At 38.9% G+C, this 25094-nt stretch carries 22 protein-coding genes; 7 read left to right on the top strand and 15 right to left on the bottom strand.

Features of this window, described 5'->3' with window-relative positions; all coding sequences use genetic code 11:
• Positions 1–78 precede the first annotated feature (78 nt).
• Positions 79–1230 carry a hypothetical protein gene (locus QNI15_RS14365; protein ID WP_314032266.1) on the top strand — a complete coding sequence of 384 codons (1152 nt, stop codon included), beginning with the start codon at positions 79–81 and terminating at the stop codon, positions 1228–1230.
• 704 nt (positions 1231–1934) lie between these two features.
• Here the strand turns inward: QNI15_RS14365 and QNI15_RS14360 are convergent.
• Together QNI15_RS14360 and QNI15_RS14355 are read right to left on the bottom strand one after the other, a co-directional pair.
• Complete coding sequence (locus QNI15_RS14360) at positions 1935–2852, bottom strand: FAD-dependent oxidoreductase (RefSeq protein ID WP_314032265.1); 918 nt, start codon at positions 2850–2852, stop codon at positions 1935–1937.
• A 54-nt stretch (positions 2853–2906) separates the two neighbouring features.
• Complete coding sequence (locus QNI15_RS14355; RefSeq protein WP_314032264.1) at positions 2907–3098, bottom strand: FAD-dependent oxidoreductase; 192 nt, start codon at positions 3096–3098, stop codon at positions 2907–2909.
• A gap of 96 nt (positions 3099–3194) precedes the next feature.
• Here QNI15_RS14355 and QNI15_RS14350 point away from each other — a divergent pair, with 96 nt between their 5' ends.
• The gene (locus QNI15_RS14350; protein WP_314032263.1) at positions 3195–4160 is read left to right on the top strand and encodes a helix-turn-helix transcriptional regulator; all 966 of its coding nucleotides are present in this window, start codon (positions 3195–3197) and stop codon (positions 4158–4160) included.
• A 141-nt stretch (positions 4161–4301) separates the two neighbouring features.
• Here QNI15_RS14350 and QNI15_RS14345 read toward each other — a convergent pair whose 3' ends face one another.
• On the bottom strand, positions 4302–4442 hold the full coding sequence (locus QNI15_RS14345; RefSeq protein WP_314032262.1) for a hypothetical protein: 141 nt from the start codon (positions 4440–4442) through the stop codon (positions 4302–4304).
• Between the two features lie 113 nt (positions 4443–4555).
• Between QNI15_RS14345 and QNI15_RS14340 the strand changes: the two genes are divergently transcribed.
• Complete coding sequence (locus tag QNI15_RS14340; RefSeq protein ID WP_314032261.1) at positions 4556–5020, top strand: VOC family protein; 465 nt, start codon at positions 4556–4558, stop codon at positions 5018–5020.
• Positions 5021–5240: 220 nt separating this feature from the next.
• Here QNI15_RS14340 and QNI15_RS14335 read toward each other — a convergent pair whose 3' ends face one another.
• The 6 genes from QNI15_RS14335 to QNI15_RS14310 form a co-directional block, all read right to left on the bottom strand.
• Complete coding sequence (locus QNI15_RS14335) at positions 5241–5951, bottom strand: hypothetical protein (RefSeq protein ID WP_314032260.1); 711 nt, start codon at positions 5949–5951, stop codon at positions 5241–5243.
• A gap of 188 nt (positions 5952–6139) precedes the next feature.
• Positions 6140–7693, bottom strand: coding sequence for a SusD/RagB family nutrient-binding outer membrane lipoprotein (locus tag QNI15_RS14330; protein ID WP_390902191.1), 1554 nt, complete (start codon positions 7691–7693; stop codon positions 6140–6142).
• A 33-nt stretch (positions 7694–7726) separates the two neighbouring features.
• Positions 7727–10933 (bottom strand): SusC/RagA family TonB-linked outer membrane protein, encoded by a 3207-nt coding sequence (locus QNI15_RS14325; RefSeq protein ID WP_314032259.1) that lies wholly within the window; start codon positions 10931–10933, stop codon positions 7727–7729.
• Between the two features lie 682 nt (positions 10934–11615).
• Positions 11616–12467 (bottom strand): AraC family transcriptional regulator, encoded by an 852-nt coding sequence (locus tag QNI15_RS14320; protein ID WP_313980414.1) that lies wholly within the window; start codon positions 12465–12467, stop codon positions 11616–11618.
• Positions 12468–12632: 165 nt separating this feature from the next.
• Positions 12633–13247 carry a hypothetical protein gene (locus tag QNI15_RS14315; protein ID WP_314032258.1) on the bottom strand — a complete coding sequence of 205 codons (615 nt, stop codon included), beginning with the start codon at positions 13245–13247 and terminating at the stop codon, positions 12633–12635.
• 439 nt (positions 13248–13686) lie between these two features.
• Positions 13687–13914, bottom strand: coding sequence for a hypothetical protein (locus tag QNI15_RS14310; protein WP_314032257.1), 228 nt, complete (start codon positions 13912–13914; stop codon positions 13687–13689).
• Between the two features lie 362 nt (positions 13915–14276).
• Between QNI15_RS14310 and QNI15_RS14305 the strand changes: the two genes are divergently transcribed.
• Positions 14277–14774, top strand: a complete 498-nt coding sequence (locus QNI15_RS14305) for a GyrI-like domain-containing protein (protein WP_313992817.1) — start codon at positions 14277–14279, stop codon at positions 14772–14774.
• Between the two features lie 258 nt (positions 14775–15032).
• Here QNI15_RS14305 and QNI15_RS14300 read toward each other — a convergent pair whose 3' ends face one another.
• Together QNI15_RS14300 and QNI15_RS14295 are read right to left on the bottom strand one after the other, a co-directional pair.
• Positions 15033–15800 (bottom strand): LytR/AlgR family response regulator transcription factor, encoded by a 768-nt coding sequence (locus tag QNI15_RS14300; protein ID WP_313992816.1) that lies wholly within the window; start codon positions 15798–15800, stop codon positions 15033–15035.
• 51 nt (positions 15801–15851) lie between these two features.
• Positions 15852–16955 (bottom strand): sensor histidine kinase, encoded by a 1104-nt coding sequence (locus QNI15_RS14295; RefSeq protein WP_313992814.1) that lies wholly within the window; start codon positions 16953–16955, stop codon positions 15852–15854.
• A 357-nt stretch (positions 16956–17312) separates the two neighbouring features.
• On the opposite strand from QNI15_RS14295, the gene QNI15_RS14290 reads away from it, so the two are divergent.
• Positions 17313–19415 (top strand): IPT/TIG domain-containing protein, encoded by a 2103-nt coding sequence (locus tag QNI15_RS14290; protein WP_314032256.1) that lies wholly within the window; start codon positions 17313–17315, stop codon positions 19413–19415.
• Positions 19416–19548: 133 nt separating this feature from the next.
• The gene (locus QNI15_RS14285; RefSeq protein WP_314032255.1) at positions 19549–20556 is read left to right on the top strand and encodes a carboxypeptidase-like regulatory domain-containing protein; all 1008 of its coding nucleotides are present in this window, start codon (positions 19549–19551) and stop codon (positions 20554–20556) included.
• A 62-nt stretch (positions 20557–20618) separates the two neighbouring features.
• Here the strand turns inward: QNI15_RS14285 and QNI15_RS14280 are convergent, their stop codons facing one another.
• Positions 20619–20987 carry a hypothetical protein gene (locus QNI15_RS14280; protein ID WP_314032254.1) on the bottom strand — a complete coding sequence of 123 codons (369 nt, stop codon included), beginning with the start codon at positions 20985–20987 and terminating at the stop codon, positions 20619–20621.
• A gap of 239 nt (positions 20988–21226) precedes the next feature.
• Between QNI15_RS14280 and QNI15_RS14275 the strand changes: the two genes are divergently transcribed.
• Entirely contained in the window at positions 21227–22201 is a 975-nt protein-coding gene (locus QNI15_RS14275) for a ThuA domain-containing protein (RefSeq protein WP_314032253.1), read from the top strand.
• An 82-nt stretch (positions 22202–22283) separates the two neighbouring features.
• On the opposite strand, the gene QNI15_RS14270 is transcribed toward QNI15_RS14275, so the two are convergent.
• From QNI15_RS14270 to QNI15_RS14260, 3 genes are all read right to left on the bottom strand, one after another.
• A complete protein-coding gene (locus QNI15_RS14270; RefSeq protein WP_314032252.1) occupies positions 22284–23168 on the bottom strand; it encodes a hypothetical protein in 885 nt (294 codons plus the stop codon).
• 149 nt (positions 23169–23317) lie between these two features.
• Positions 23318–24142 (bottom strand): MBL fold metallo-hydrolase, encoded by an 825-nt coding sequence (locus QNI15_RS14265; RefSeq protein WP_314032250.1) that lies wholly within the window; start codon positions 24140–24142, stop codon positions 23318–23320.
• 84 nt (positions 24143–24226) lie between these two features.
• Complete coding sequence (locus QNI15_RS14260) at positions 24227–25087, bottom strand: helix-turn-helix domain-containing protein (RefSeq protein ID WP_313992801.1); 861 nt, start codon at positions 25085–25087, stop codon at positions 24227–24229.
• Positions 25088–25094: the final 7 nt, after the last annotated feature.

Here is a 25094-nt window from a genome sequence, read left to right as displayed (position 1 = left end):
GTTTTTACCACAACTGCGATAGATAGCCCTATTAAATAAGTAGCTATAAAACGGCGTTTTCGAATAAACTATTGATATATGGGTAAGCACGTTTCCTTACAAGATTTAAAACAAATTGATTGGTCTACACTTAGTCAAGCGTATGACGCCTCTGCCGAAGATGTTGCATACAATCTGGAAATTCTGCTAACTCTCTCATCTGGGGAAGAAGTATTCGAGCAGGCTCTTTCGGAGCTTTACAACAGCATCTCCCATCAGGGCATTATCTACGACTCTACCACTGCGGCAATTCCTTTTCTGATAGCAGCTCTGGATCACTGCCCCTCGTCTTGCAAACCAACTCTGGTCAGACTGTTGGGAAGTATTTCACAAGGTATGGCTTATCTGGCTCAGCATGAGGATGTCTACACACACTTTGACGCACAACTGGCGTGGGTGAATGAAGGCATTGAAGCATTGTGGAAAGGATTTGATTCGCTGACATTTCTACTAACAGATCCTATAAATGAAGTCAGGATTCAGGCTCCGTATCTGGTTACCAATCTTCTAGGCAAGTCAGAAGACTTCAGACCAGTTGCGTACCGGAACAGAAGTCTGGATATGGCATTCGCCCTCAGGATCAGTCAGGAATTGTTGCCGACAGAACCTGATTCTTTTGTCAGGTGCAGTTTTGTGTATTCATTAGGCCACACAGCCTTCAATTACCCTGATAGTCTGAAAATTTTACGACAGCTATTGCAACAGACCCGCGATGAAAGGGTTCGAATTTGCACAGCGCTCAATCTGGCCATGCATCAACAGTATGAAGACGCATTGGAGCCACTCACTACTGCCTTGAAAAATTGTGCTGTAACAGATAGACTTTTCTTCAACGAACTTCCCTGGTTTTCAGGCTGGTTACGTTTCCAACTTGTCTATTCGCTGAGCAGTTTTCCGTTTGTGTATCTGGATCAGATTTTACCAGCATTCCTCCAATCAATTAAAGCGGCCAGTGCCAACACTACTGAACTAGAGATCATTCCTATTCTAAGGTATGTATTTCAGGGTCGGAAAGTAGATCTATCTAAGGGACTCGCCGGGCTTAGCGCATCAGAAAGAACGATTTTACGAACTATCTATGCCAATTCTGCTATCCTAGGTACTCCTATCGTCAGAGTTAGCCTGGCTTTGCAGAACTGCATTGGCCTGGAAGATAAAAAAGATGTATGGAAACAATTGCTTGGGATATAAGGCAAGGATCGGACACATAAGCTTTACCAAATTAAAATCTCCTGTATCGTTAAATTAGTAAGAAATTGAAGTGGCCTATATTACCTATACCTGAGGTTTTTCAACCTGTAGTTGTGCTATTCAGATCACTTCTACATTTTGTACATCCATGGTTTAAGAAAACTCTTTATTTTTAGAAGTTTTATAAAGAAATGATCCCTCCTATTCAAGCTTTAATTATTTTGTTTAAGCAAAGGTAAACAGAGGCCATATAACTGAATTAGCCAAAAGTCGCATTGTTGTAGTTGAAAGAATAGATTGGATAAGGTATGGCTATCCTGCGAGCAGAAATATACGTTATAGACCTCACAAAGGCATAATAAAATGCGTTTGCCGAATCTTTTAGTTAATAGAGTTTATATCAAACTTGCCGTTAGTAATGTGACTAGCTCGTTTTTATCTGGATCATCCCTTCATAGGAACTCGTCTTTTATAGGACTTATTTTTAGGGGCAAAATGTCATAAATTGTACTAGCCTAAAACAACCTGACCGAAGAACTTAGACTGCTTTGGGCTAGAATTACATACCAAAACTATTTTTATTAGTGAGTAGTATAATTATCACAAATAATGCCCTCGGATCAACGTATAAGTTGGTGAGTACAGTAACACCAGGAGGATTCAGGGAAATGTTTACCTTTTTCCTCACATACAAACAAAATTTATCAACTTGGCATTTCGCTGAATAGCTGGATCATTTTCTCCATTGCACCTTCACCATGCATCCATTGTACCATCTCTAGTGATGCTTGAGCCTCTGCCAGTCCTCTTACCTGCATCTGTTTTTCATAGGCAGCGATAGCAACTTGTACATTTTTAAAGTCCCCAGAGGTAAGACATTCGCTTAATTCCAACGCATCCAGCATGGCTAAGTTTACTCCTTCACCAGAAGGTGGCATAATGTGGGCTGCATCTCCCAGCAGAGTTATAGTTGAGTGTGCTTCCCACGTCTGATCCAATGGCACACAATATTGCGGACGGATCAATAGTGGTAAGCTTACATTTTCGAACAGTTCGAACCATATATCTGCCCATCCGGCAAGCGCTTTCTGGCACCGTTCCATCAGTTGGGATCTGTCTGTAAAATCGATTCCACTGTTTTTCACCCAGTTTTCGTCTAGTTGACTGCTCATATAAAAATCAATGCTTCCATCCCCTTTTGAAGATACATGTAAATACTTTCCGCCACTGTGCACATAGATTTTTCCACCCTTCAGTAATCTGTGTATAGTTGGGGCTTTTGCCTCTGCATCTTCCACATTTCCCTGAAAAATTGTAATACCTGCGTAAAAAGGCTTAACAGATGTAATAACGGAACGAACTTTAGAATTAGCCCCATCTGCTCCAATTACAATATCAGCAACAGCCATTGATCCGTTTTTGAATTCCAGTTTCCAACGGTTACCAGTTTGTGATAGAGTCACTAAATGACAGTTCCAGACAACCGTATCAGGTTTGAGAGACTCCAGTAAAATATCCCGTAGATCTCCTCTGTCAATTTCTGGCCTAAACAATTCATTGTCAAAGCTTTTATCTGACGCATTGATATGTTCGTCATAAACTATATTGCCACATTGATCCACTACACGCCCTTTTTCGGCACCAGGTCGGTAAGCTTTTTTGAATGCTTCAGATAATCATGCGTTTTCAATCGCTTTTAAGCCTGAATCATAATGCAAATCCAGAGTAGCACCTTGTACACGTACATCTTTGGTAAGATCTCTTTCATACACTTTTACATTTACTCCTTTCAACTGTAAAACTTTTGCGAGCGTCAAGCCACCAGGACCACCGCCGATGATGGCTACTTGTTTATTTTCTAACAGCATTTCTTTGTTTTCTGAATAAGTAATTTTTAACTGCTCACAAAATTCTATATATCTTTAGGATTAAAATAACCGTGTTTGCTACTAAAATAGTCGTAAATGAAAATATCAGTTATTGATAAGCAAGGTTCAGGCATCGCACTGCAACTTGCCAAAGCTATTGGGGCAACTATCAGCGGACGTTTTATATACATTCCGGAAAGTAAAGGGTCAGGTTATATCACCGGCTTTTCGTGGGGAAATGATATGAGTGTAATGATTCGCAATTATCACCTGAAAGAGGATATTTTGATTGAACGGACAAATGAATTCGCTGAAGGGCAAGAAAATGTTATTTTTTTGCTGAGTGGTGTTTTTCCCTCACTCATACAGTCTGACGAACAATTATCAACTGAACAAGCAAACATCCTAATCTGCAGGCAGGGTGTTGCTGCCGTTATGACTATGCCTTCGAACACCCTATTTGGAAGTGTGACAATCCGGGTTTCCCGACAATACCTGAATCAGCTTTTTGAACAACTAGATCATCCGGTAGTAGCCAGTGTTTTGGAAGCCAAAGACAACTTCGTTTATGAAACCACCCTATCCTCCCAGATCATACATACCACCAGTGATATGTTGCACCAATCCGTTCCGGAAGCTCTTGAAAGTCGTTACTACAAGTTGAAATGTGAAGAATTGTTATGCTATATCTTTGCGATACTGATGCAACGTGAGGCTGTATCTACAAGTGTTATGCATATTGAAGATATCAAAGCTATTTATGCTGTTAAAACTCATTTACAATCCCATCTGAATGAACCTCCACACATTGCAACTCTAGCAAGGGAAGCAGGTATGAGTCAGCCCAAACTGAGAAAGCTTTTCAAACAAACTTTTGGAAAAGGGGTCTTCGACTATTACCAATCAGTACGAATGCAGGAAGCTGCCAGATTGCTTAGAGAAAAGCGGCTAAGTGTTTCTGAGGTAGGTTACCTGTTAGGATTTACCAATCTTAGTCATTTTTCAAGAGTTTTCGAAGAATATATAGGCGTCAAACCCAAAAGGTATTCCAGCGAACAATAAGAATTTGCCAAAATTAGTTATAAAGCAGCGAAAAAACTGGATTTTGTCGCAAGCCGCTTTATATCAGTATAATAGTATAAAGCACATCAATCAAATTTTAATTTAAGTTTCCCTATTTTACAGACCCTTTCTAATGCATTGTTAAGGAATAATTTGTGTAGTCAGAGCTTGGATTTTCAACAGTTCACACACAAGCAGATAGGTTCTCTTTTTGAGATACGTCAATTTTGTATCATCGAGTCCATTTCCAATGCCATTGAGATCAACATTGCGGCTACTCATAGGATATTTTTCCAGAATCATCACAAATCCTTCAAAATCACTGTAGATGCTTTTCTATTGATCAAGGTGCATGGAACGGACAATATAACTTTAATCATACAAAAAACAACATCATGGAAGAGACAACCATCACAATCCAGCATCCTTTAAGGAATGAAGCTAGTGAATTTAGTACAATGAGAGGAGGACATGTCGCTCTACGTGCAGCAGATTATGCAGGTATAGTTAAATGGTATCAGGAAAAGTTAGACTTTCGTATCATACAGGAATGGCTTTTGGGTGACTTGCAACTAGCGTTTCTCGCACCGCCAAACGACGATAACTTTTGTGTAGAAATACTTGGCGGAGGGCAACCCTTACCACAACCCGACTATACTGACTTGAATGAAAGCTTACAACCTGCTGGTTACCATCACTTTTGTCTTGAAGTACTCAACATTGACCAAACAGTTGCTGATTTGCGTCGAAGAGGGGTAAATGTGCTCGGTGAACCGTTCGATTTTCCTACCATTAGTAAACGAATGGCTTTTTTTGCTGATCCTTACGGTAACCTTATTGAGCTGGCATCCAGATTATAATAAGAGGTTACATATTATGTAAGAGAAGATAACATACAAACCCACTTTCCTGCATGAAAGTGGGTTTGTATCTAAAGTCTGATCAGATATGCGTTGACTAATTGCACATACATGAATTCTTCTACTTACACGAAAAAGCGACTTCAAAATTTACTAGTAGCATAGAAATTTCTACTTTCTTAGTATACATTAACATCCTAAAACATCGTTAGGCACTACTTTACTTTTCATAGACTATATTAGATTCCTGAACGACAAGTGTATCATCTGCGAGCAATGCTTTATAACTCGTAGGGTCAAATGAATTATTATACCTAGATCCATATGTTGAATAATATGCACCAGTGCCTCGTTTGACCATATAAGAGAGAGTCAAGAACTTTAATTGCTCGGAAGTATATTCAGCATAATTGATTGGTATAGTAAAGACTCGAGGATTAACTCCTGTTGAGGGTGAATAATATACTTTCTTTTCATATATGGGCTTGTATTTACCAAAAACGACATTTGATTCATAGAATTCGTTTAAATCAGAGTATCCTGTATCCCGAGAAATAATATAAATTATATTTTCATTAAATTGGAGATAGGCATCTTTTAGATAAAATGGACCCTGAACATTATCTTTTGTCAGAATCTTCACAGTATCCTGATATGTTACAGTTTCTGACTTTGGCGCTATAATAGTAGTCCAAGCGGTATTGTAACGCTTCATGAAATCTGTAATAACCATCTGATCCTTTATTTCTCCTTGTTTGGTAAAAAGACGTACATCGGAAGTAATCTCTGAACGTGTAGCATGATATATAGAGGGATAAGGAAAGATAGGTTCGTTGTCTTTCTTACAAGACCAAATTAATAGAACAATAACCAAAATGTGACAATAACGTAGTGTTGTTGATAGTAAATTCCGGGTAGAGAATGTTTTCATTGAGTGTTACTTCAGCAAAAGATAGTAGATGATTTTCCTACGAATTTACGCATTTTCAGATGTTACAGCAACTTTACTAACGGCATATTAATAGTCAAAAAAAACACCAGCTATAACTCAGAAACAATTGACTGATTGTCAGTTTTCTATTTCTGGTTATAACTAATGTCTGGTCTGTAAAAACAAAATTACTTATCCCACCACACTTTAGAATCCAGATCATCGGCTCCCTGTCGTGAAATGGCTGCATCAACATTGGTTTTATTGACAGAAATTTCAGAATTTGGATAAGTCAGCCGATTGATGAAATTCCCTTTGATTGTTTTTCCAGGATACGGATTAGGAGTCAACGCAGGAAAGCCACTTCGGCGAAAATTTGCCCACGTCTCTGGCCCATTCAAAAACGAACTGATCCAGTATTGTGTATTGATCTGTTCGAGAGCTTTGCTTTCATCAAAAGGGTTAGCATTCAGGTATGCATCTGCCTGCTGAGTAGTAACTGTGGAATTCGCATCAAACAAAGCCATCTGTTCCATATGCAATCTTACCCCTTTGTTGTATAGTTCTGCTACATCACCTGTAGTCCAACCTCTTTGTACAGCTTCAGCCAGTAGAAGTTGGGTTTGTGACGCTGTTACCAAAAAAGTAGGAGCTAATATCTTAGCCATACGTGTTCTGTCAACCTGACTAAAATCATAAAAACTAGCTAAATTCAGTTCTGTTACTTTAGTACCAATGGTAGCATTATCGTAACCTATTGGCATACCTACCTGAACAGCAGGATCTGTAGAGGCAATGGCCGCTTTCTGTTCGGGTCCGGATTTAGCTCCCACATACCGGACGGCAATGGCTCTCAGGCGGGGGTCATTGGTGCTTTTCAACTGATTGACAAACGGAGCAGTCAGATACAGGTTTGCAGCCTCAGTACTGTTAAGTGTAACACCAATAGGATTTGTATAGTTAGCATCATGCCGGATGATTGCATTATCTGCATTTGCATCAATGAGACCTCCCTCAATCGCCTTTACGGCAGTTTGCATTGCCAGTGCTACATCGGCCTTCACTAATCGCATACCAGCCCGTAAAAGTAGGGAGTTAGCGAACTTTTTCCACTGAGTCACATTTCCCCCATACAATACATCTGCCGTTTCGATGGGTTGGCTAGCATCCAGTGCTGTTGAGGCTTCATTTAACTCTTTGATGATATCTGTATAAATAGATTGTTGTGTGTCATACTTGGGATAAAGTATCAGTTCTGAATAACCTTTGCCTGCCTCAGAATAAGGAATATCCCCATAGGTATCTGTAAGTACCATAAAATTGTAGGCTTGCAGGATGCGGGCCATCTGAATCAGGTTTGGACGGTTTTCCAAGGTTGCCTTTTGGTTCAAAACATCTTGAGTGTGTCTAATCGCCGATTGGAAAAACTTAACCCAGTTTCCATTCGTCTGGTCCCGGTTGTCCTGATTAAAGTTAGCCCCTGTTACAAACCCCGAATTAGGTGTAACCAACTGCTGTACAATACCCATTTCGTAAAGTATAGAGGATTGATTGAAGGACGAATTAATTAGTGCGTTGTTGAGACTAAATACTGGATTGATAGCTGTTGGATTGGTTTTGTTTATATTGAGCTGGTCAAAACCATTCTCACACGAAACAAGTGTACTGATTGACACTATCAGAACCAACAACAAGCGCATTGCACCAAATATGCTGGATATTTTTAGTAATAGAGTATTCATTGTTTTGATTTTTAAGCAGGTTAAAAACACACGTTAGAATTTAACATTGAGGTTAAAACCCAGACTACGGGTAGTAGGCAAACCTGTCATTTCAATACCGGAAAGGTTATCAGATGAATTGCCAAACGATTCAGGATCAATATTGTCTATCCATTTTTTCAGCATAAGTACATTATTAGCAACAAAACTTAGCTTAACTCCAGAAATGGGTGAATTTTTGGGTAAGAATTTTGAAAAATCGTATCCTACACTGATCTGGCGAAGTTTCCAGAAGCCTCCATTGTATACTACCCATTCAAGAATGGATTGTGTACGAAGAATGGAATAATAATCCTGTGCATTGGCTTTTGCCGTATTGGTTTCTCCTTGTTCATTTACTCCTACTCCTACTACACCACCCTCTCTGCCTACCAATGTTGCCTTGTGCAGTCCATGACGATAGGCATTCATATTGGTGTTGGAAATCATGGTATTACCCAACTTAAAGTCAATCAGAAACGAAAGTGCAATACCCTTGTAATTAAAACTATTGGTAATACCCCCTACCCATTCAGGTAATGCACTCCCAAAACTAATCAGGTTGGCAGTGCGAAGAGGAAGTCCACTGGAACCAAATACCTGTCGTCCCTGGTCATCTCGTCTGAAACCGAAGGCATAGATTTGGCCCATTTCCTGACCTACAACCTGACGCAATTCTCCTCCAAAGAAACCAGTCCCCACAGTAATTTTTTCACCGGGATTGTCAGTAAGTAAACTCAACACTTTGGTTTTGTTGTGAGAGGCATTGAAAGTAATATCCCATTTGAACGCCGATGACTGAACAGGAACCAGATTTAGTAACATCTCCTGGCCTATATTTTGGCTTTTACCACTGTTTACTAAGGTATTTATGTAACCCGAAGCATCTGAAACCTGAGCTGTTACTATCTGGTCGTTAGTTACCTTTTTATATATAGCAAAGTCAATATTGACACGGTTATTAAACAACTTTACTTCAAAACCCGCTTCTTTTTCGTCTACACGCATGGGTTTCAGATTGGGATTAGGAACTGTGTTACCAGATATGGTCCCCACTGGCTGCATAGAGCCTGAAGGATTGGCAAACAAGGCAGGGTTGATGTTATAAAATAAGTTGTTTGAGTAAGCAGGGACATCGGTGTCGCTACCTACCTGAGCATAAGCGGCTCTGAGTTTGACAAAATTGACCCATTGTGGTAAACCATCAAACGAGTCAGACAATACATAACTCAGTGAAACGGATGGATAGAGAATGCTTCGATTGGCTGGGGAAAGAGTAGAGAACCAGTCATTACGTGCAGTCACGTTTAAAAACAAAAAATTCTTAAACGAAAACTCACCTGATCCGTAAAGAGAATTAACAGCTCGTTCTGTCAGAACGTAAAGGGGTTCTTTCTGACGGCTGTTCATGACAGTATACAGTCCCCGCACAACAAAATCCTGTACATATACAGAGTTGTAATCCTGACGTACATACAGCTGATTTCCACCAACATTAAGATCTATACCAAATTTTCCAAATGTTTTAGAAGCAGAAATCAGGATGTCTTTGTTGATTTCACGGAACCGGCGGGTTTCCTGTACATAGTTACCATTGACAAATCCTGCTGGTGCAGGAGATAGGAACGCGGTACCTGTGGGCGTGTTGTAATCCTGATCCCGTGACCAGTAATCTTGACCTACACGAGCCTGTACAGACAACCAGGACAGAATGTTATATTTGACTGAGACATTGCCAAACACACGGTCTCGTGTTACATTCTGAAATCGTTCAGACAAAGTAAAATACGGATTAGTCCGATTGGTAAACCGTGAGTATACGGTTTCATTTCCATCTGCATTAAACTTATTAGCCTCTAACAAATCTAGTGGCATGGAATTAGCCAGATTCATTAGAGAAGTAGGAATCGTCAGGTCTTGCTGTGAAATATTGGGTGCGTTTCTGGTTTTCTCATTTGAGTAGTTGATATTACCTGCAAAGCTCAGCTTTGGACTCAGATTATAGGAAAAGCCAAGATTTATAATCTTCCGGTTAAACGAATTGTTAGGTACAATGCCCTTGTTATCAATATTGGCAATGGATAAATTCAGTCCGCCTTTCTCACCATTGGTTGATAGGGAAACTGTATGCGAGACATTTTGTCCGTTTCGATAAAAATCGCGAATGCGGTTGCGTACAGGGACATATGGTACAGTAATGTTGTTAAATAAAACCTGAGTCATGCCTGGGGCAAACTTTTCACCGAACGACCATTGTCCGGATGTAGGGTTAGCTGTTGTGGGTCGAACACCATTTTCCCCTTGTCCATACTCGTATTGATAGTCAGTAAAATCTAACGGAGTATCATTGGTATAGTTGAGATTATACGAAAGACCAATCCCCTTTTTCTCCCCTTTGGACTTAGTGGTAATCATTATCACCCCATCTTTGGCTCGTGATCCATACAGCGCAGCCGCAGTTGCTCCTTTCAACACAGTCATACTTTCGATATCATCTGGGTTAATGCTGGACAGGCCGTCTCCACCGTCTGATGTGTTGGTGGCAATGCGACTGGCAATGGAGTTATCAGCACCACTATTCCCCTGATTAGAGCCGAAGTTGGTATTGTTGATGGGAACGCCATTTATAACAATGAGAGGTCCGTTCTGACCACCAATGGAGGATTGGCCACGAATCCGGACTTTGGCCGTCCCCCCAGGCCCTGTACCCAGCGATGAAATATTTACTCCGGCAATTTTGCCAGAAAGTGTATTGATAAAGTTAGGAGACCGATTCTCGCTGATTTGTTCGGCTGAAACTGTGGAAGTTGCATAGCCCAGTTTTTTCTGTTCTTTCTTGATACCTAATGCTGTAACTACCACCTCACCCAGATTGGTTAAATCTTCAGCCAGTGTAATTGTAAGCATTGTCTGGTTACCCACAGTCACGCTTTGAGTTACATAGCCAATTGAGGAAATTTCAAGTACAGCATTGGGAGGTACAGACAAACTAAATTCCCCTTTAGCATCTGTAATTGTTCCTATTCTTTCGCCTTTAACAGTTACGCTGGCTCCTATCAGTGGTTCCTTACTGGTACCTTCCAGTACTTTTCCCCTGATGGAGGTATTTTGAGCGAGTATTCTTGTAGAGCATACAAAGAAGATAAGTATGTTTAACACCAGCAACCTGGCATTAGTTGGTAGCAAAATGGATGGCAAGCCATCTGGTAATTGTTTTTTCATAAAAGATTTTGCTTTAAAAGGTGTGAAAGTGAATTATTATCTAGATACTTTCAGGCAAAAGCATAGCGAACCCACTAATCACAGGTAGCAGATCCAGGTAAATCTTTTATAGGATCTTAGGCTACTTGTCAGATGTTGGATTACAGATGTAAATTGCTGATAAGTAAATAGTATGATTTGAAAAGTGTAAAACTTTTGCTTGTATGGCTGTCAACGGGATGCTTCAATTCAGTAGCTTCTTCCCAAAAAATAGAAATGCACGAGAGGTGTCTTTACAACACAATTTTCATTAAACAAAAGAAAGCCTTGTTGGAAGAGTCAAGCGAACAGGTTTTACTAATAGACTCCTTACCTATTTTTTTACCTCAGGGAATAGAATTTAAACATGCTTTCAAGACGAATTACTACTGTTAAGACAATAACCATATACATTTTCAAAGTGAAGATGGACCAGAAATAAAGACGAATCAAAGAAAATAACAATCTGCTGCTGATTTAGTAGTGCCTGTTTATACACACACCTATTTATTTTTAACTCATTGACAATCAGAACCTACCATATACTCTCCCATTACTTAATATTACTTTTTCTTTTAATATTTATATTTTCAATTATGTATACTCATTACTTGCAGCTAAGGATTACCATTCAATTACTAACTTAATTAACTATCTGGTTGACTTAGCGTAGATATCGCTGAGGTGAAACTTGCATAATAGCTTTAAATTGCCGGTTGAAGTAGGAAAGGCTATTAAAGCCCGACCGAAAGCAGGCATCTGAAACTGTAGTATCTGGTTTGTGCAGAACCTTACAGGCATATGCCACCCGGACTTCATTCAGAAAACGGGTAAAGTTTTTGGAGGTACGACTTTTAAAGTAACGACAAAAGGCTGTTTCACTCATATTGGCAATAGAAGCTACTTTAGCTACCGTAATCTTGGACTTAAAGTTTTCATATACATACTGCCGTACACGAGCCAGCCTATGCTCATCATCGTCGTTGATATGAAAAAAGTAATCCTGATTGGTTAGGTAATCATAGTCCTGAGTTTCAGCCATGGTGAAGAGAATATCCAGCAACATCAACAACTGGCGCGTTTCTCCCTGGGTATGCAGCGTTTCCAATACAGGTTGTAACGACTCTACCACATTGGGTTTAAATAACAGTCCACGACGGGCACGCTCAAACAGATGGCGCAATCTGATAGTTTCAGGCTTTTCGAGAAACTCTTTTCCGAGAAAATTTTCCTGAAACTGAAGCATTAGGCCATACGGATTTACCGTAGGGTTAGCTGCCTGATATTCTGGTTGTTCTTTGAATATGTGCGGAAAGTTGGAACCTAGTAAAACCAAATCTCCTTCTGCGAAGTCTCGAAATGTATCACCAACAAGGGCATTCACTTTCCCTTTCATAAAATACACCAGCTCCAGCTCCGGATGGTAATGCCAGAGTGTAGTAAAACCCAGTAGCTCTCTACGAAAGCTATAGGAACGGTTAGCTTGTGGGGTGATTAGCCGAAACGACAAATTCATGTCTTCAATTTAACAGAATATGTCATACTCTGATCTATTTTGCTAGAATAGTTCAACTAATGGCAAGAAAAATGAAAATAATAGCAGAGAATTGGATATTTACTTGTTCCGATAACAGACTAACACTCAATAAAGTGAACGTATGTTTCCTTTTATATGGCTTTGTCAATAATTAATATTTTTTCTCTTATTAGTTACCCATTGCATCAAACCACTCACGACCAGGCAGCAAACTGTATAGAATGGATGTATAAAAAACAAATACCATGGCATTTTAGCTACCAGGTCTTCTTTTCCAGAAGGAGACTTCCGAATAATTTCAGGAAACAGAACCTTATCCTTGATACCATATTCGTTTTTATTCCTATCAACAAAGGGATGAGTTCTTTTATCATCTAATCTATGAAATAGATCTGTATTGTGTTTGACTTTGATTAGCTTTCCTTTTGAGTCAAATGTATTCAAAGATCTTCCCTGTGCAGTAGCAACTTCAATATATTGGTTAGGACTCAGAATTAATCTAAAAGATCCTCCATTACCATGACCAATGTGCCACTGCTTCCGAAAATTTCCTTCTTTGTCATACAATTGTACTCTTCCATAAAAAGGAAGACCTATATATGTATTTCCCTTCTGATCTACTATGACATTAGAGATATCAAACCAGGGAAGTTCACAGCTTATAGCAGAGGGAAAAAAAGTAAAAAAAGGGCCAGCGAGTAGACTTACTAACCATAAAAAGGCAAAGAAATAATAGATGAACTTTACAGATGACTTCACACACTCAATCGTATTTTATATGTATTATAGACAGATAAGGTAGTTATGGTACTTAAAATACAAATATACTCGCTTTAGATGAAGAAGTTTTAGATTCTGTAAATTAGCAACACCCACCTATCTTTTCCCTCCAAAACCATGCTTATGGTCGCTGAAGAATGACAGTAATTGTGGTCACTCAGTAAAAATATTTAAAGTATGGTCAAAATGACAATTGAAGGCTGAGTGATCAAGCAATTGTTTAGCAAAGTAATTGACCATACTTAGAATCACTTTACAAAATGACTGGAACTCTGTTCACTTTTGTTTTTGACCATACTTCCGGTCGCTTTCAACTTTGACTGGAATTCTGGTCAGGTTGAAAAAATATTCGAATACCAGTCAATCTATTCACTAATGCAATAGTTAAATCAATATAAATGACTGATTTTCTAAGCCTTTACAATAAGCCTCTGGACTTTTTCTCCTTTTGTATTGTTTTTAAGCTATTTGCATTCACTATCACAATCACTCCCATTGACATCGGAATGGCAGTCAAAGCACTAAATTTGTGTTTTACTATGGAGAGCCATATGCCAACTGCCAACATCAACACAGCCGCACTAATCCCCATCGTGATGAATAGTTTCAGAGTCTTCTCAGTTTTGAGCAATTCTTCGTCACTCATTTCGTTTGGTTTTTTATTTGCCATTTTTGTGCGGTGATAGAATACAGTGAGTTTTATACAATATTCGTTTATATAATTTAAACATGCAATAGAGCAGAAATTTATGAATGCCTTATAAATTTTCTATGCTGGTAAAGTAAGGCAATGTAAAATTTTAATACTATCACAGATACATTGGAAGAATGGAGCAGGGTTCACAATCCCACTATTTCACGCCTATCTAACTGATCATAAACAACTTACTCAATCTATAGAACTCAACCGTACAGAAGCTATGTCGTAATCCACCACTTATTTTGCCGGAGCTACACCCTTTAAGTTACTTTCCGATTACGTAAACTTGCCAAACAACAAACCATTATATGCTTTCAGAACCTAAGATCGAATATCAGACACTTCGCTATTATCTAGCCATTGCAAAGACTGTGTATATGAACAAGATTTCCCAAGTCCTACCCCCATTGATTTCAGAAGTCAGACAATGGATGCACACAAATAAGATTGAACCCAATGGTCCTGACTTTTTCTTATACAAGTCAATCAATGAGAATAATGAGCTTGAATGTGAGGCCGGTTTTACTATTGATGTACCCATTGAAGGTAATTCCCATATCCACTTAGGTAGCTTTCCTGAAGGGAAATATGCAAGCCTCATTTACTCGGGTGATTTCAAAGACATGATGGAAGGGCATATGGCCTTGGAAAATTGGATTAGGCAAAAAGGGTTGAAAGAAAAAATACAGTCATCTCAAGGCGTTACCCGATGGGGTGGCCGCACTGAATTTTATCTGATTGACCCAGAATTTGAACCTAATCCTGCTAAATGGCAAACAAAAATCATGTTTCAGCTTGAGGAATAGTTTACAGCCAAAAGGAGTTAAGAAGCTCCTTTATTATTACCATACATCAAATTTAATATTCTCTCTTACTATTAAATTTTTAGTAAGGCATAAACTTCTGATCAGAAAAAAAATGCAAAATAATTTCATTATTAATCTTTATGGGAACTAAATATCGAGTACTAGCGCTCACATGTTCAAAGGCACAAACTACAATTAATCCCCACAACAGATTACATTTTTTCTTTGCACCAATACAGGAGTGGCCCCTGTTTTTTATTAGAAACTGGTCTTAAACCGCTTCCTACATTCTTCCTTATAGCTTCTTCCAATCGGCAATTTTGCTCCTCCAATTTCTACAAAATTTGCATGAAAGCTATTAATCTTTACAATAGAGACCATATAGGATCTGTGTATTCGTATAAACTGATCTTCTGGCAAAAGTTCTTCCAGTAAACTGATCTTATGTTTTGAAACTACTACCTTCTCTTTCAGCTTTACTTTTACATAATCACCCTCACTCTCTATCCATAAAATATCAACCACATTAATTTTCATCGTTTTTCTTTCTACTTTCAGGTAAATAAAAACTTCCTGAACAGAAAGGGAAGGCTCTGTTATCTGGTTGATAGTATGGGTGTTTCTAGTATGCAACAAAGCAAATACTTTGTCTATTGCTTTTAAAAAACGCGAAAAGGAAATAGGTTTTAACAGATAATCTACTGCATTTAATTCAAACCCTTCCAGTGCATAGTTTTCAAAAGCAGTAGTAAAAATAACTTTAGGAGGATTTTTAAGGCTTCTGATTAACTCAGTCCCTTGTAATCCTGGCATCCGTATATCCAAAAATAACAAGTCCACAGAAGTTTTTTGTAAAATCTGAAAGGCCTCAAGAGCATTGGAACATTTCCCTATTATTTCCATTTCTGTAAGTCCTTGAAGATAGGTTTCAAGAATGTCCAGGGCATAAGGTTCATCATCTACCAATAGCACCTTTAATTTTATAGTTGCCTCATTCATTAACTCTTCTTGTAGTAGTGAATTCACAAAATAGTAAATTTACACAAATTACTCTTATTCAACAGGCATCGTCTGCCATTATATACCCACTCGTTTATCCAGGTCCACTTCCAGAATAGCCAGAAACATATCTTCCTCCTCAAATACGCGAAGTCTATGTGCAGATGGATAAATTATCTCTAGTCTTTTTTGGATATTGGCTAAGCCTATTCCATCCTTCTCAACAAGTATATCGTTTGATTCAACACTTCTCATCAGGTCTTTGTCAGGTATACTGTTAGACACCTTAAACTTTAGCTTGTTACTTTTTACCTGAAGATCGATATTAATCCAGGCTTGTGTCATTTCCTGACTGGCACCGTGTTTAAAGGCGTTTTCAACTAATGGCATCAACAGCAGAGGGGCAATTTCCTGGTTGGATAAATCTCCTTTACGGGTAAAGTTCAGATCTAATCTCTCTTTATAACGAATGTTCTCAAGCTCCATATAACTTTCCAGAATCCGTACTTCTTTGGCAAGCGATATGAACTCGGCATTGCACTCATACAACATATAGCGCAAAATGGCCGATAGCCCTAATACAATAGCAGGCGACTGCGGTGAATTTTGTAGTGTGAGTGAATACAAGTTATTGAGTGTATTGAACAAAAAATGAGGATGCACCTGTGCTTTTAGCAAATTGAGTTCTGCCTCCATAGCAGCCTGTCGCCTCTCAAACCACATCCGGAAAAATGTAATACCGAGGGCAATCCAGACTATGATATTGCTTTGTTCAATGGCATTAACTATATATACCGGATCTGTTAACTGTTTCAGAAAGGGTTCATGAATTTTGTAGGATAAGGTCCATCCAGCTTTTATATAGGCATCACTGATCAGTGGATATAATAACAAAATCTCATTGAGACGAAAGAATAACGCAGCTATCAGCCCCATGCCTAGTATACTTACATTAAGCCACACATACCTCTTCTTATACAGAAATTGAGGAAGTAACCATTTCACTACTACATAATAATACAGGATATTGATAGGCATAACCAGCAATACAAGTCTAAAAGCAAATCCGTAGCTGGGCAAAGTAGGCCTGTAAAACAGGGTTAGGATTAAAGTTGCCGCCAACCAGAATATAATATCCGGAAGTACTTGCCTCCATTTGAAATGATGAAGAAGAGAACGCATAGCACGTCAATAACGCGAAAAGATAACTGGGGACAATACGCCTTTTCCAAATTTACAGTGTACAATCTTTCCAGACAATCTAAACAGACATAAAACAGTTTCAGTCGACAGACAACAAATTACTACTTATTCTACCAAATGCATCATTCTTTTCTGGTCATTCAACCTCACTTTCTGTAGTTCAACGATTAATCCGGTTATCTGTCTACAGAAGGCTTTGCACCAATAATCATATACATTTCTACTCTACATTGCAGCATTATTATGTAAAAACAGAAGAGGATTTTGCAGAAACTCATTCCTCTTATACAATCCATCCACATTTTACAATCCACTTACTGGATTTCTATGACTACTATGAAAAACTATGTATCCCTATTAAGCTTACTCCTTTTGTTGTTCTGCCTGATGAACTGCAAAAAGGATGATGTACTAAAAAATAATCCACCTTCTGATGAAGAACCAGATACTACCCATGGAGATACCATTGTGGCAGAACGAAGGGTAGAAATCTTTGAATCTATCAATATCTTTCTTAATGACCTCTCCTGGAATGATAGAGCCAAGGCACAAAATGCTATTGTTGCTCAACTGAAAAAGATTCCCGAATTCAAAAAGGTAGAGTATGATGAAACGTCCGATAACATAATAGCTCAATTCACTGATGGAGCTATCTATATGATGGTCAATAACCGCAACACAGATAAAGATATTCCTATACCTGATTATGGAAAGCTGAAACAAACCTCCTCTAGCCAAAGAACTACAGCCTATGAATATCCGGCTATTCCTGAAAGTAATAATGTCTACATTTTCAAAGGAGTTGGCAACTATTTTAAGAGTTCGTATATCGGAACTCCTTTTTATAAATTCCTTTTCGACTTTGAAAAACAAAAGACAGGGTACAAAGCCACTATTGTTGATGCAACCATCAAAAATCTGAAAGAAATCAAAGATGCAGGGGTATTTTATTACTGTTCACATGGGGGAATGGGAAGATTTAAAGACAATCCAAACGATTCTATTTATGGATCATGGACCACAGAAAAGGTGACAGTAGACTTAGAGAAAAAGTACAGGAAGGAAATCAAAGCAGGGGAACTGGTGTATATGGATGCCTATGACAGACATGAAAATGGGAAAAAAGTAGCTGAAACCCATTTTGCGATTACAGCTAAGTTCATTGATAAATACATGTCTTTCCCTAAAAACAGCCTGATCTACCTTGATTTGTGTCAGAGCTTTAGAGTAAAAGATTACTGGTGGGCATTTCATAGCAAGTCACAGGGAACAGGTACTGTGATCGGATGGTCTGATAACGTGGGAGATGATGATGCACACAAAGCAACTTCCTTTGTATTTGACCGATTACTGGGAGTGAATTTACAAGGATATCCTGTGATCCCTCATGAAACACCCAAACAAAGGTCTTTCGACTTTCCTTCTGTATATAAGGATATGGTCAAGAGAAACCTTGTCGAATCAACACCCTATTCATCAAGGCCTTATCAGGTAGCCTTTCTAAAATACCAGGAAGGTCCCAATAAAGATATTGTACTCAGACCTTCCATTTCCTATATGCAGGTATATGAGTATTTCGACTGGCTGTTTATTTATGGCCTTTTTGGTGAAGATCCTGGAGCTGGCGAACGATCTATAACCATTGATGGGGAAACAACAGAAATACTGGAGTGGACACCCCAGATGATCAAATGTAAGATCAAATCTTCACGTAAAGGGTCTGCAGGAGATGTAATCGTGAAAGTTAAAGGCAATGAAAGTCGACCAAGAATACTCACTGAGTGGAGAGGAGAATTGATATACAAACGACCTTCTGCAGGGTCCTATATGGAAGAAATAACGCTGAAGGTTCATTTGAGAAGAGACATTGCACAATACAGAAAAGCGGCAGGACTTACACCTGTGAAAATAGACGCCTCCCCTTTTACGGGTCCTGCCAGAGATAGTAAAGCAATCTATAAGTTTGGTGGGTCTGCAAAGTATGTAAACAAGGATGAAAATTGTACCTATACTTATTATGCCAACTGGATATCCCAACAGGGAGAGATTGGACTTTATGATATAAATAAACCTAATCAGGAAGGGGTTTTACTCATTAGTACAGAAAAAACAAACGGATTCGAACTAAGTGGATTGAACTTTATTGCTGTAAAGTCCTCCCAGAATTCAGTATACAATGATTGGGCCTGTAGTTCATCCAGTGGCACCTCTGATCAAGCCTACGATAATATGACACTGGAAAACCCCGGAAAGAGTTTTCTGCTATTCAATTTTCAGTTTGACCAGGACTTTACAATTAAAGCCGGAAAAGTAGAAGGGAAAGGATTGGACCGATCTGGAATAGAATATACGGATGGCAACATTCCTGAGTTTGGAGTCACGCTTGAGTGGAAGGCTATCAAACCTAATTTTCCACCTAAACCTGAATATGCCTTGTAAATGGTCTGACAGGGATAGTGTATTCGCTTAAAGTAAGCACTTGTATTAGATATATAGATCTTTTCAATACTGGTTACCTACCAGACGAATCTGCATTGTCGCAAACATCTATTATCAACTTATATTAAATACTATGACTATGACAACCAAAGTATTACTTGCAACTTCCTTAGTCTTCACCTTATTTGCATGTAGCTGCAAAAAAGACTCTGACACGACAAGTCCTGGTGATTCTGCAAATCCTGACTGGAGTAGCCAGCCTCCACTTCCTGTCGTCAATGGAGAAGCTACTTTTCGTCTGAGTGGGAACGAATTTTATGTAAATGTAATGGGCAATGTTCAGCCCCGAACTCCAAATTTCCCTTCACTATCTGTTAAAAAAGGGGTACTCCGGGGGTATGTAGCAGATTTGAGTGGAAAACCGATAAAGGGAGCCTATATAGGAGTGCGGGTGACTGTAATTGGTGGCTCTTACAGTGGGGCTTCTGCCGAAACTAATGAAAAAGGATATTATGAAATAAACCTTCCTATTGGAGCTGTTCACTATTATGCAACAGGCTATACCATCGATTATGGAGATGGAAGAGCAGTAGTAGGCTTACATCCGGCAGATGACAATATATCAGGGTTTTCCTCAGAAACAGGGAGTGTAGAAAATTTTGTTCTTGAGTCTTATGGTGTAGGTGATAAAGAGGAGGTTCTCCAGCAACCTAGCAATTCCAACAACTATTATGGAGGCTCTATTAGTCTGGATTATCAGGTAGACTGGGATCACAATGTTCCTAACTACTTACCTGCGGATGGAGAAATTGAATTACAGCTTATCCCTCAAGAACCAGGATTATATGGAGAAACCAAGTCATTCAAGATCTATAAAAAGATTGGCTATACTAAGTTAATCATTGTCAACATACCAGTAGGAAAGTATATCATCAAGGCTAAACTCACTGATGGTAGAGAGCTAAAAATGCGTGAAGTGGGTACCTATGCAGGCTACTATCCTGCATTTGGTTTGAAGCCTGCCGAAGCCAAAGGCTCTGCCGGTATCCTTTTTACACCAGTTGTTGGTAGAACTCCACAAATGGTGCCAGCTCATGGTGGCAATTGGGAGAGTACACAAATTCAGCTCGAGTTGCCCTAGAGCTATTATTACAGTTTTACAAGACAGAAGTTAATCGTTAATAGTCTGGATTCTATTCAGCCTTAACGATTAACTTCTTCTGTATTATCAACCATAAATAGTAAACGCTCCAGATTTGAGATGGATAGGTTTTCCAAAGTCGAGATAAGTTTTTGGTCTGCATGCTGTTCCTGCGAGTCTTCCCCATGTACATTTTGTAAATGCAGCGAGTGATGCGTCATCAGAGTTGTGGAAAACAGAGTTTTGGCTACGTCCACCCTATTTTCGAGAAAAAACTGTTTACGTATCACCTCAAGTGAATTTTCCTGTCTCGGAAGCTGCTTATATTCTATCAGATAAGTCAGATAGTTACGCAATGCTAACTTTATATCTTCTTTATGAAAGATACGTTCTACTTGCTGTGGTGTTAAATATTCTTCTGAGCGTCTCATAATTTTCATACATTAGTGAAAGTTTAATTGAAAAAAGAACGTGCCAACGAACAATGCATATCCGAAAAAGAATCTGGATGTAAAATCATATCAGTCTCTTTTAAGATAGGTAGCTTTATGTTAGTCAAACTATTCCGAAAATTGGTATTTCAGAGTAAATACCCCTATCTTTTTATTCTTTAAAAATAATCCAGACTACCACTAAGGTCAAAAACACCTGAATCTATATTGAAATCATCATGCTTACCAAAAAAGATTTTTCATTTCTGATCATATTGTGTCTGGCTATTTGTTTCGTGCCAGCATTTGCACAATCTTCCCGAATACGTGCTCTTATTGTGGATGGTCAAAATAACCATGAACAATGGCCCAAGATTACAGCCATGATGAAACAGTATCTGGAACAAACCGGAAAGTTTTCTGTAGATTTACAACGCACACAGTTTACCTGGCAGGGAGATAAATATATTGAAGCCTATCCCATCAAAGGTCTGCGACAAACACAGGCACTGGCTCAGTCAAAAGTAGATTCAACGTTTCATCCAGAATTTTCAAAGTATGACCTTGTCATCTGTAATTTCGGTTGGAATGCAGCTCCATGGACAGCCAAAACTCAGGCCGACTTTGAAAAGTACATGAAAAACGGAGGTGGTTTGGTAGTCATTCATGCAGCTGATAACTCCTTTCCGGAATGGCCTGCCTATAACCAGATGATTGGTCTGGGAGGCTGGGGAGATCGTACTGAAAAAGATGGTCCGTATGTTTATTATGATCAGAATAATAAGCTGGTTAAGGATACACAACCAGGCAAAGCCGGTTCACATGGTTCTCAGTTTGACTTTCTGATTACACTTCGTGATACAACCCATCCCATTACCAAAGGAATGCCCAAAAAATGGTTACACAACAAGGATGAACTCTATGACCGGTTACGGGGCCCGGCTAAAAACATGCAGATACTGGCTACGGCATTTTCACCCAAAAGCAACAATGGTACGGATTGTAACGAACCCACGTTGATAACCATTCACTATGGAAAAGGACGCATCTTCCATATGACACTGGGGCATGCTGACTATTCTGTAGAATGTGTAGGTTTTATCTCCTGCCTTCAACGGGGTAGTCAATGGGCTGCTACTGGAAAAGTAGACATTCCTATTCCAGATGACTTCCCCACAGAAACGGAAAAACGCCAGCGGAAGTTTGATAAATAAACAAAGCACACTTATAAGAGGCAGCATAGAATTTTCACAAACAAGAAAAACGAGCGTGTCTCATAACACACTCGTTTTTCTATCATTTGATCGCCCAGTCCTTTTTCAAATAATACGCCAGATAAATATCTATCAGATGATCTCCCCCATAAGTGGGATAAGTGGCTAACAACTTAGACTTATATTCTTCTTTGGAGGTAGATTCTGCTAATGTCTTATCTACAAAATCAAGGTACTTTAAATCTTCTTTTAGCACAGAACGATCGCAAGGAATTCCATGCCCTGAAAGTATTAGTGTATAGTTACTTTCACTCTCAACTTTTTTCAAGGCGTTACGCCATCCATCCATATTGCCTGAAATAAATAAATGAGTTTTGTTATACACAATATCCTGTGCGATATATGCCTTTGCCTCCGGAATTTTAATAACCAAAGATACAGCAGCTTCATTGTTCAATGACTTTTCAAAAATGAAAGTCACCCCATCTATCACTTCTTTTCCTGCTTTCTGTACATGAGTTGGCACATTCAACGATTTAGCAATAACACCCTTAAACTGTTCCTGCCTCTTTTTTAAAGTCGCCAACCCCTCTTTTTCAATTCCTTTTTTAGTTTCTTCCAATGCATAGACCGGTGCATCTGGAAATGCATCACCAAAACCTATGTAATGATCCGGATGATCGTGGGATATATAAAAATGGGTTATTGGTTTTTTCAAGCTATCTGCCAATGCCTTAGCCTGCCATGCATAGGGGGCAAAAAATTGTCCGTCAACAAGGATTAGCTGATGTGGTAGTTCTATAATATGAGTGGTATTGGAAAACATTTCAGGAGGAGCAACTACTGAATAAATGGTTACATTTCTGGTTTTGGCTGCCATCACAATAGAGGCTTTAGGCAAATCCTGTGACATGGCATGGGTAAATACAGCAAGAACAAGAATCACAGCTATTACTAACTTTTTCATTGGTTTATTGAGGTTGTTTAATAAATAATTGAGTTTATCTGTTACTATTTTGGCTTTGTATCAAGACTATTATCAACATATTGAAGACAAATACCTATATGGACATTTCTGTTATAGAAGGTAGCTGGGGTCTGTATATATGACTAGGGTTAAACTTTATTGGCAAACAAGATGGGTAAATAAATATCTATTAGTTTGGCTGCCGCATAATTGGGATATGCAGCTAACAACTGTTGCTTATACTCAATAGCATCGTTCACATGACTGAGAATTTCGCCAACTTTGTCCAGATACAGAATCGCATTATCTATATCTGCTTTATCTGCAGGCGTGCCATGACCAGCCAATATTGTATCATAGGCAGTATCATCCCTAAGTTCTTGTAAGGCAGCTTTCCATCCAGCAACAGGCCGAGTAATAAATGCATGTGAATTGTGATACAGAATATCCTGCACAATGGCAATTCTCAGGTCTGGTAGTTTAATTACAAGTGTCTCTGGTGATTCTGTATCAATCGCCTTTTCAAAAATGAAACGGACGCCATCGATCTCTTCCTCGCCTGGCTCTACTATCTGGGAAGGATAGGTAAGGTGGGTAGCAATCAGGTTACCAAAGTGTTGCTGTTTTTCTTTTAACTCATGTGGACCGGCCTGCAAAATTAATTTTGTAATTTCTTCTAGCGCATAGACTATTACATCTGCAAAAGCATCTCCCATACCCAGGTAGTGGTCTGGGTGGGCATGTGTTACATAGAAACGAGTTATTGGCTTGTTGAGGCTATCTGCCAGTTGGCGAAACTCATATCCATATTGGGCAAAGAAATGACCGTCAATAAGAATAAGTTGGGTAGGTAGCTCTATAATATGAGTAGCATTGGCGAAAAAAGGTGCTGAAGATACCAGGGTATGTACTCTCACTTTCCCATTGTCTTTGACAAGATAGGTTACAGCGGGGGGCAGTTGTTTTAACATCATAGTTAGTTTCAGTTAATGAAATTGTATGATGCAAAGCTACTGCTAGCTCTACTGCTCAATGCTATCAATATGCATTAGATAGTATCAATTTGCATATTGAGCCCGGTAAGCAGAAGGAGAAATAGCAGTCATTGATTTAAAGAAACGAATAAAGTTGGATGGTGCCGAAAAATTGTGTTCATGGCTTATCTCCGCAATGGTTTTGGTACTTGCCAGTAATTCGTTTTTACATGACTGAAGCAGTTCATTTCGAATGATGATATTGGCATCCTTACCAAACACCTCATGACAAAGTTGATTCAGTCTGTTGCGGTTTATCTGCAACAGTTCTGCATACTCTTTGACAGTCTGCTTTTCTCGAATGTATTGTTTCAACAGGCCTTTAAATTTCAGCAGTTCTGTATTTTTATATAGATTTCCTTCCAGTCCATAATAGGCAGTATAACTACGATTAAGAAGGATCAGCAATTGATACAGATAGGCACGTAGTAAGTGCTGACTATCTGCAGACAGGTTTTGTGTTTCCTCTTTTATCTGCAACAACAAATCCTGAAAGCGTTGAATATCTTGTTTTTCTATTGGAAGCAAAGGAGGACAATCCGAATTACCAAAATAATAGAGTCGATGCAAAAACAGGTAATCTTTCAGGAATATCTCCATAAATTCGCCTTCGAAGATTACCATTATACACTCTGGTCGTATTTTTATTTCCCATTGCCTGGGTTGTGCAGGAGGTAAAAGTAATACGACTGGACTGCTAAAATCAAGTTTATTTCCTTCTACTATCACAGATCCTTCCCCTTCTATAAAAAAGAAAATCTCATAAAAGGAGGTAGCATGCACTTCCCTCATTGACATACTGAGCCCTGCTACTTCAGAAAGCATAAAACAATCTACCAACAACTCCTTTCCATATTTATATTTATGAAAATTGAAATGGAACATAAGAATA

Source organism: Xanthocytophaga flava, from assembly GCF_030068545.1.
Classification (GTDB): Bacteria; Bacteroidota; Bacteroidia; order Cytophagales; family 172606-1; genus Xanthocytophaga; species Xanthocytophaga flava.
The sequence above is the reverse complement of the archived record's forward strand: the minus strand, read 5'-3'. Positions and strand labels throughout refer to the sequence as shown.

What these genes read in the sequence shown, in the direction of transcription:
- QNI15_RS14260 (WP_313992801.1), bottom strand. Translation starts at nt 25,087, where the DNA reads ATGTTCCATTTCAATTTTCATAAATATAAATATGGAAAGGAGTTGTTG.
- QNI15_RS14290 (WP_314032256.1), top strand. Translation starts at nt 17,313, where the DNA reads ATGAAAAACTATGTATCCCTATTAAGCTTACTCCTTTTGTTGTTCTGC.
- QNI15_RS14340 (WP_314032261.1), top strand. Translation starts at nt 4,556, where the DNA reads ATGGAAGAGACAACCATCACAATCCAGCATCCTTTAAGGAATGAAGCT.
- QNI15_RS14345 (WP_314032262.1), bottom strand. Translation starts at nt 4,442, where the DNA reads ATGAGTAGCCGCAATGTTGATCTCAATGGCATTGGAAATGGACTCGAT.
- QNI15_RS14285 (WP_314032255.1), top strand. Translation starts at nt 19,549, where the DNA reads ATGACTATGACAACCAAAGTATTACTTGCAACTTCCTTAGTCTTCACC.
- QNI15_RS14365 (WP_314032266.1), top strand. Translation starts at nt 79, where the DNA reads ATGGGTAAGCACGTTTCCTTACAAGATTTAAAACAAATTGATTGGTCT.
- QNI15_RS14305 (WP_313992817.1), top strand. Translation starts at nt 14,277, where the DNA reads ATGCTTTCAGAACCTAAGATCGAATATCAGACACTTCGCTATTATCTA.
- QNI15_RS14275 (WP_314032253.1), top strand. Translation starts at nt 21,227, where the DNA reads ATGCTTACCAAAAAAGATTTTTCATTTCTGATCATATTGTGTCTGGCT.
- QNI15_RS14270 (WP_314032252.1), bottom strand. Translation starts at nt 23,168, where the DNA reads ATGAAAAAGTTAGTAATAGCTGTGATTCTTGTTCTTGCTGTATTTACC.
- QNI15_RS14320 (WP_313980414.1), bottom strand. Translation starts at nt 12,467, where the DNA reads ATGAATTTGTCGTTTCGGCTAATCACCCCACAAGCTAACCGTTCCTAT.
- QNI15_RS14280 (WP_314032254.1), bottom strand. Translation starts at nt 20,987, where the DNA reads ATGAGACGCTCAGAAGAATATTTAACACCACAGCAAGTAGAACGTATC.
- QNI15_RS14335 (WP_314032260.1), bottom strand. Translation starts at nt 5,951, where the DNA reads ATGAAAACATTCTCTACCCGGAATTTACTATCAACAACACTACGTTAT.
- QNI15_RS14325 (WP_314032259.1), bottom strand. Translation starts at nt 10,933, where the DNA reads ATGAAAAAACAATTACCAGATGGCTTGCCATCCATTTTGCTACCAACT.
- QNI15_RS14310 (WP_314032257.1), bottom strand. Translation starts at nt 13,914, where the DNA reads ATGAGTGACGAAGAATTGCTCAAAACTGAGAAGACTCTGAAACTATTC.
- QNI15_RS14265 (WP_314032250.1), bottom strand. Translation starts at nt 24,142, where the DNA reads ATGATGTTAAAACAACTGCCCCCCGCTGTAACCTATCTTGTCAAAGAC.
- QNI15_RS14350 (WP_314032263.1), top strand. Translation starts at nt 3,195, where the DNA reads ATGAAAATATCAGTTATTGATAAGCAAGGTTCAGGCATCGCACTGCAA.
- QNI15_RS14355 (WP_314032264.1), bottom strand. Translation starts at nt 3,098, where the DNA reads ATGCTGTTAGAAAATAAACAAGTAGCCATCATCGGCGGTGGTCCTGGT.
- QNI15_RS14295 (WP_313992814.1), bottom strand. Translation starts at nt 16,955, where the DNA reads ATGCGTTCTCTTCTTCATCATTTCAAATGGAGGCAAGTACTTCCGGAT.
- QNI15_RS14330 (WP_390902191.1), bottom strand. Translation starts at nt 7,693, where the DNA reads ATGAATACTCTATTACTAAAAATATCCAGCATATTTGGTGCAATGCGC.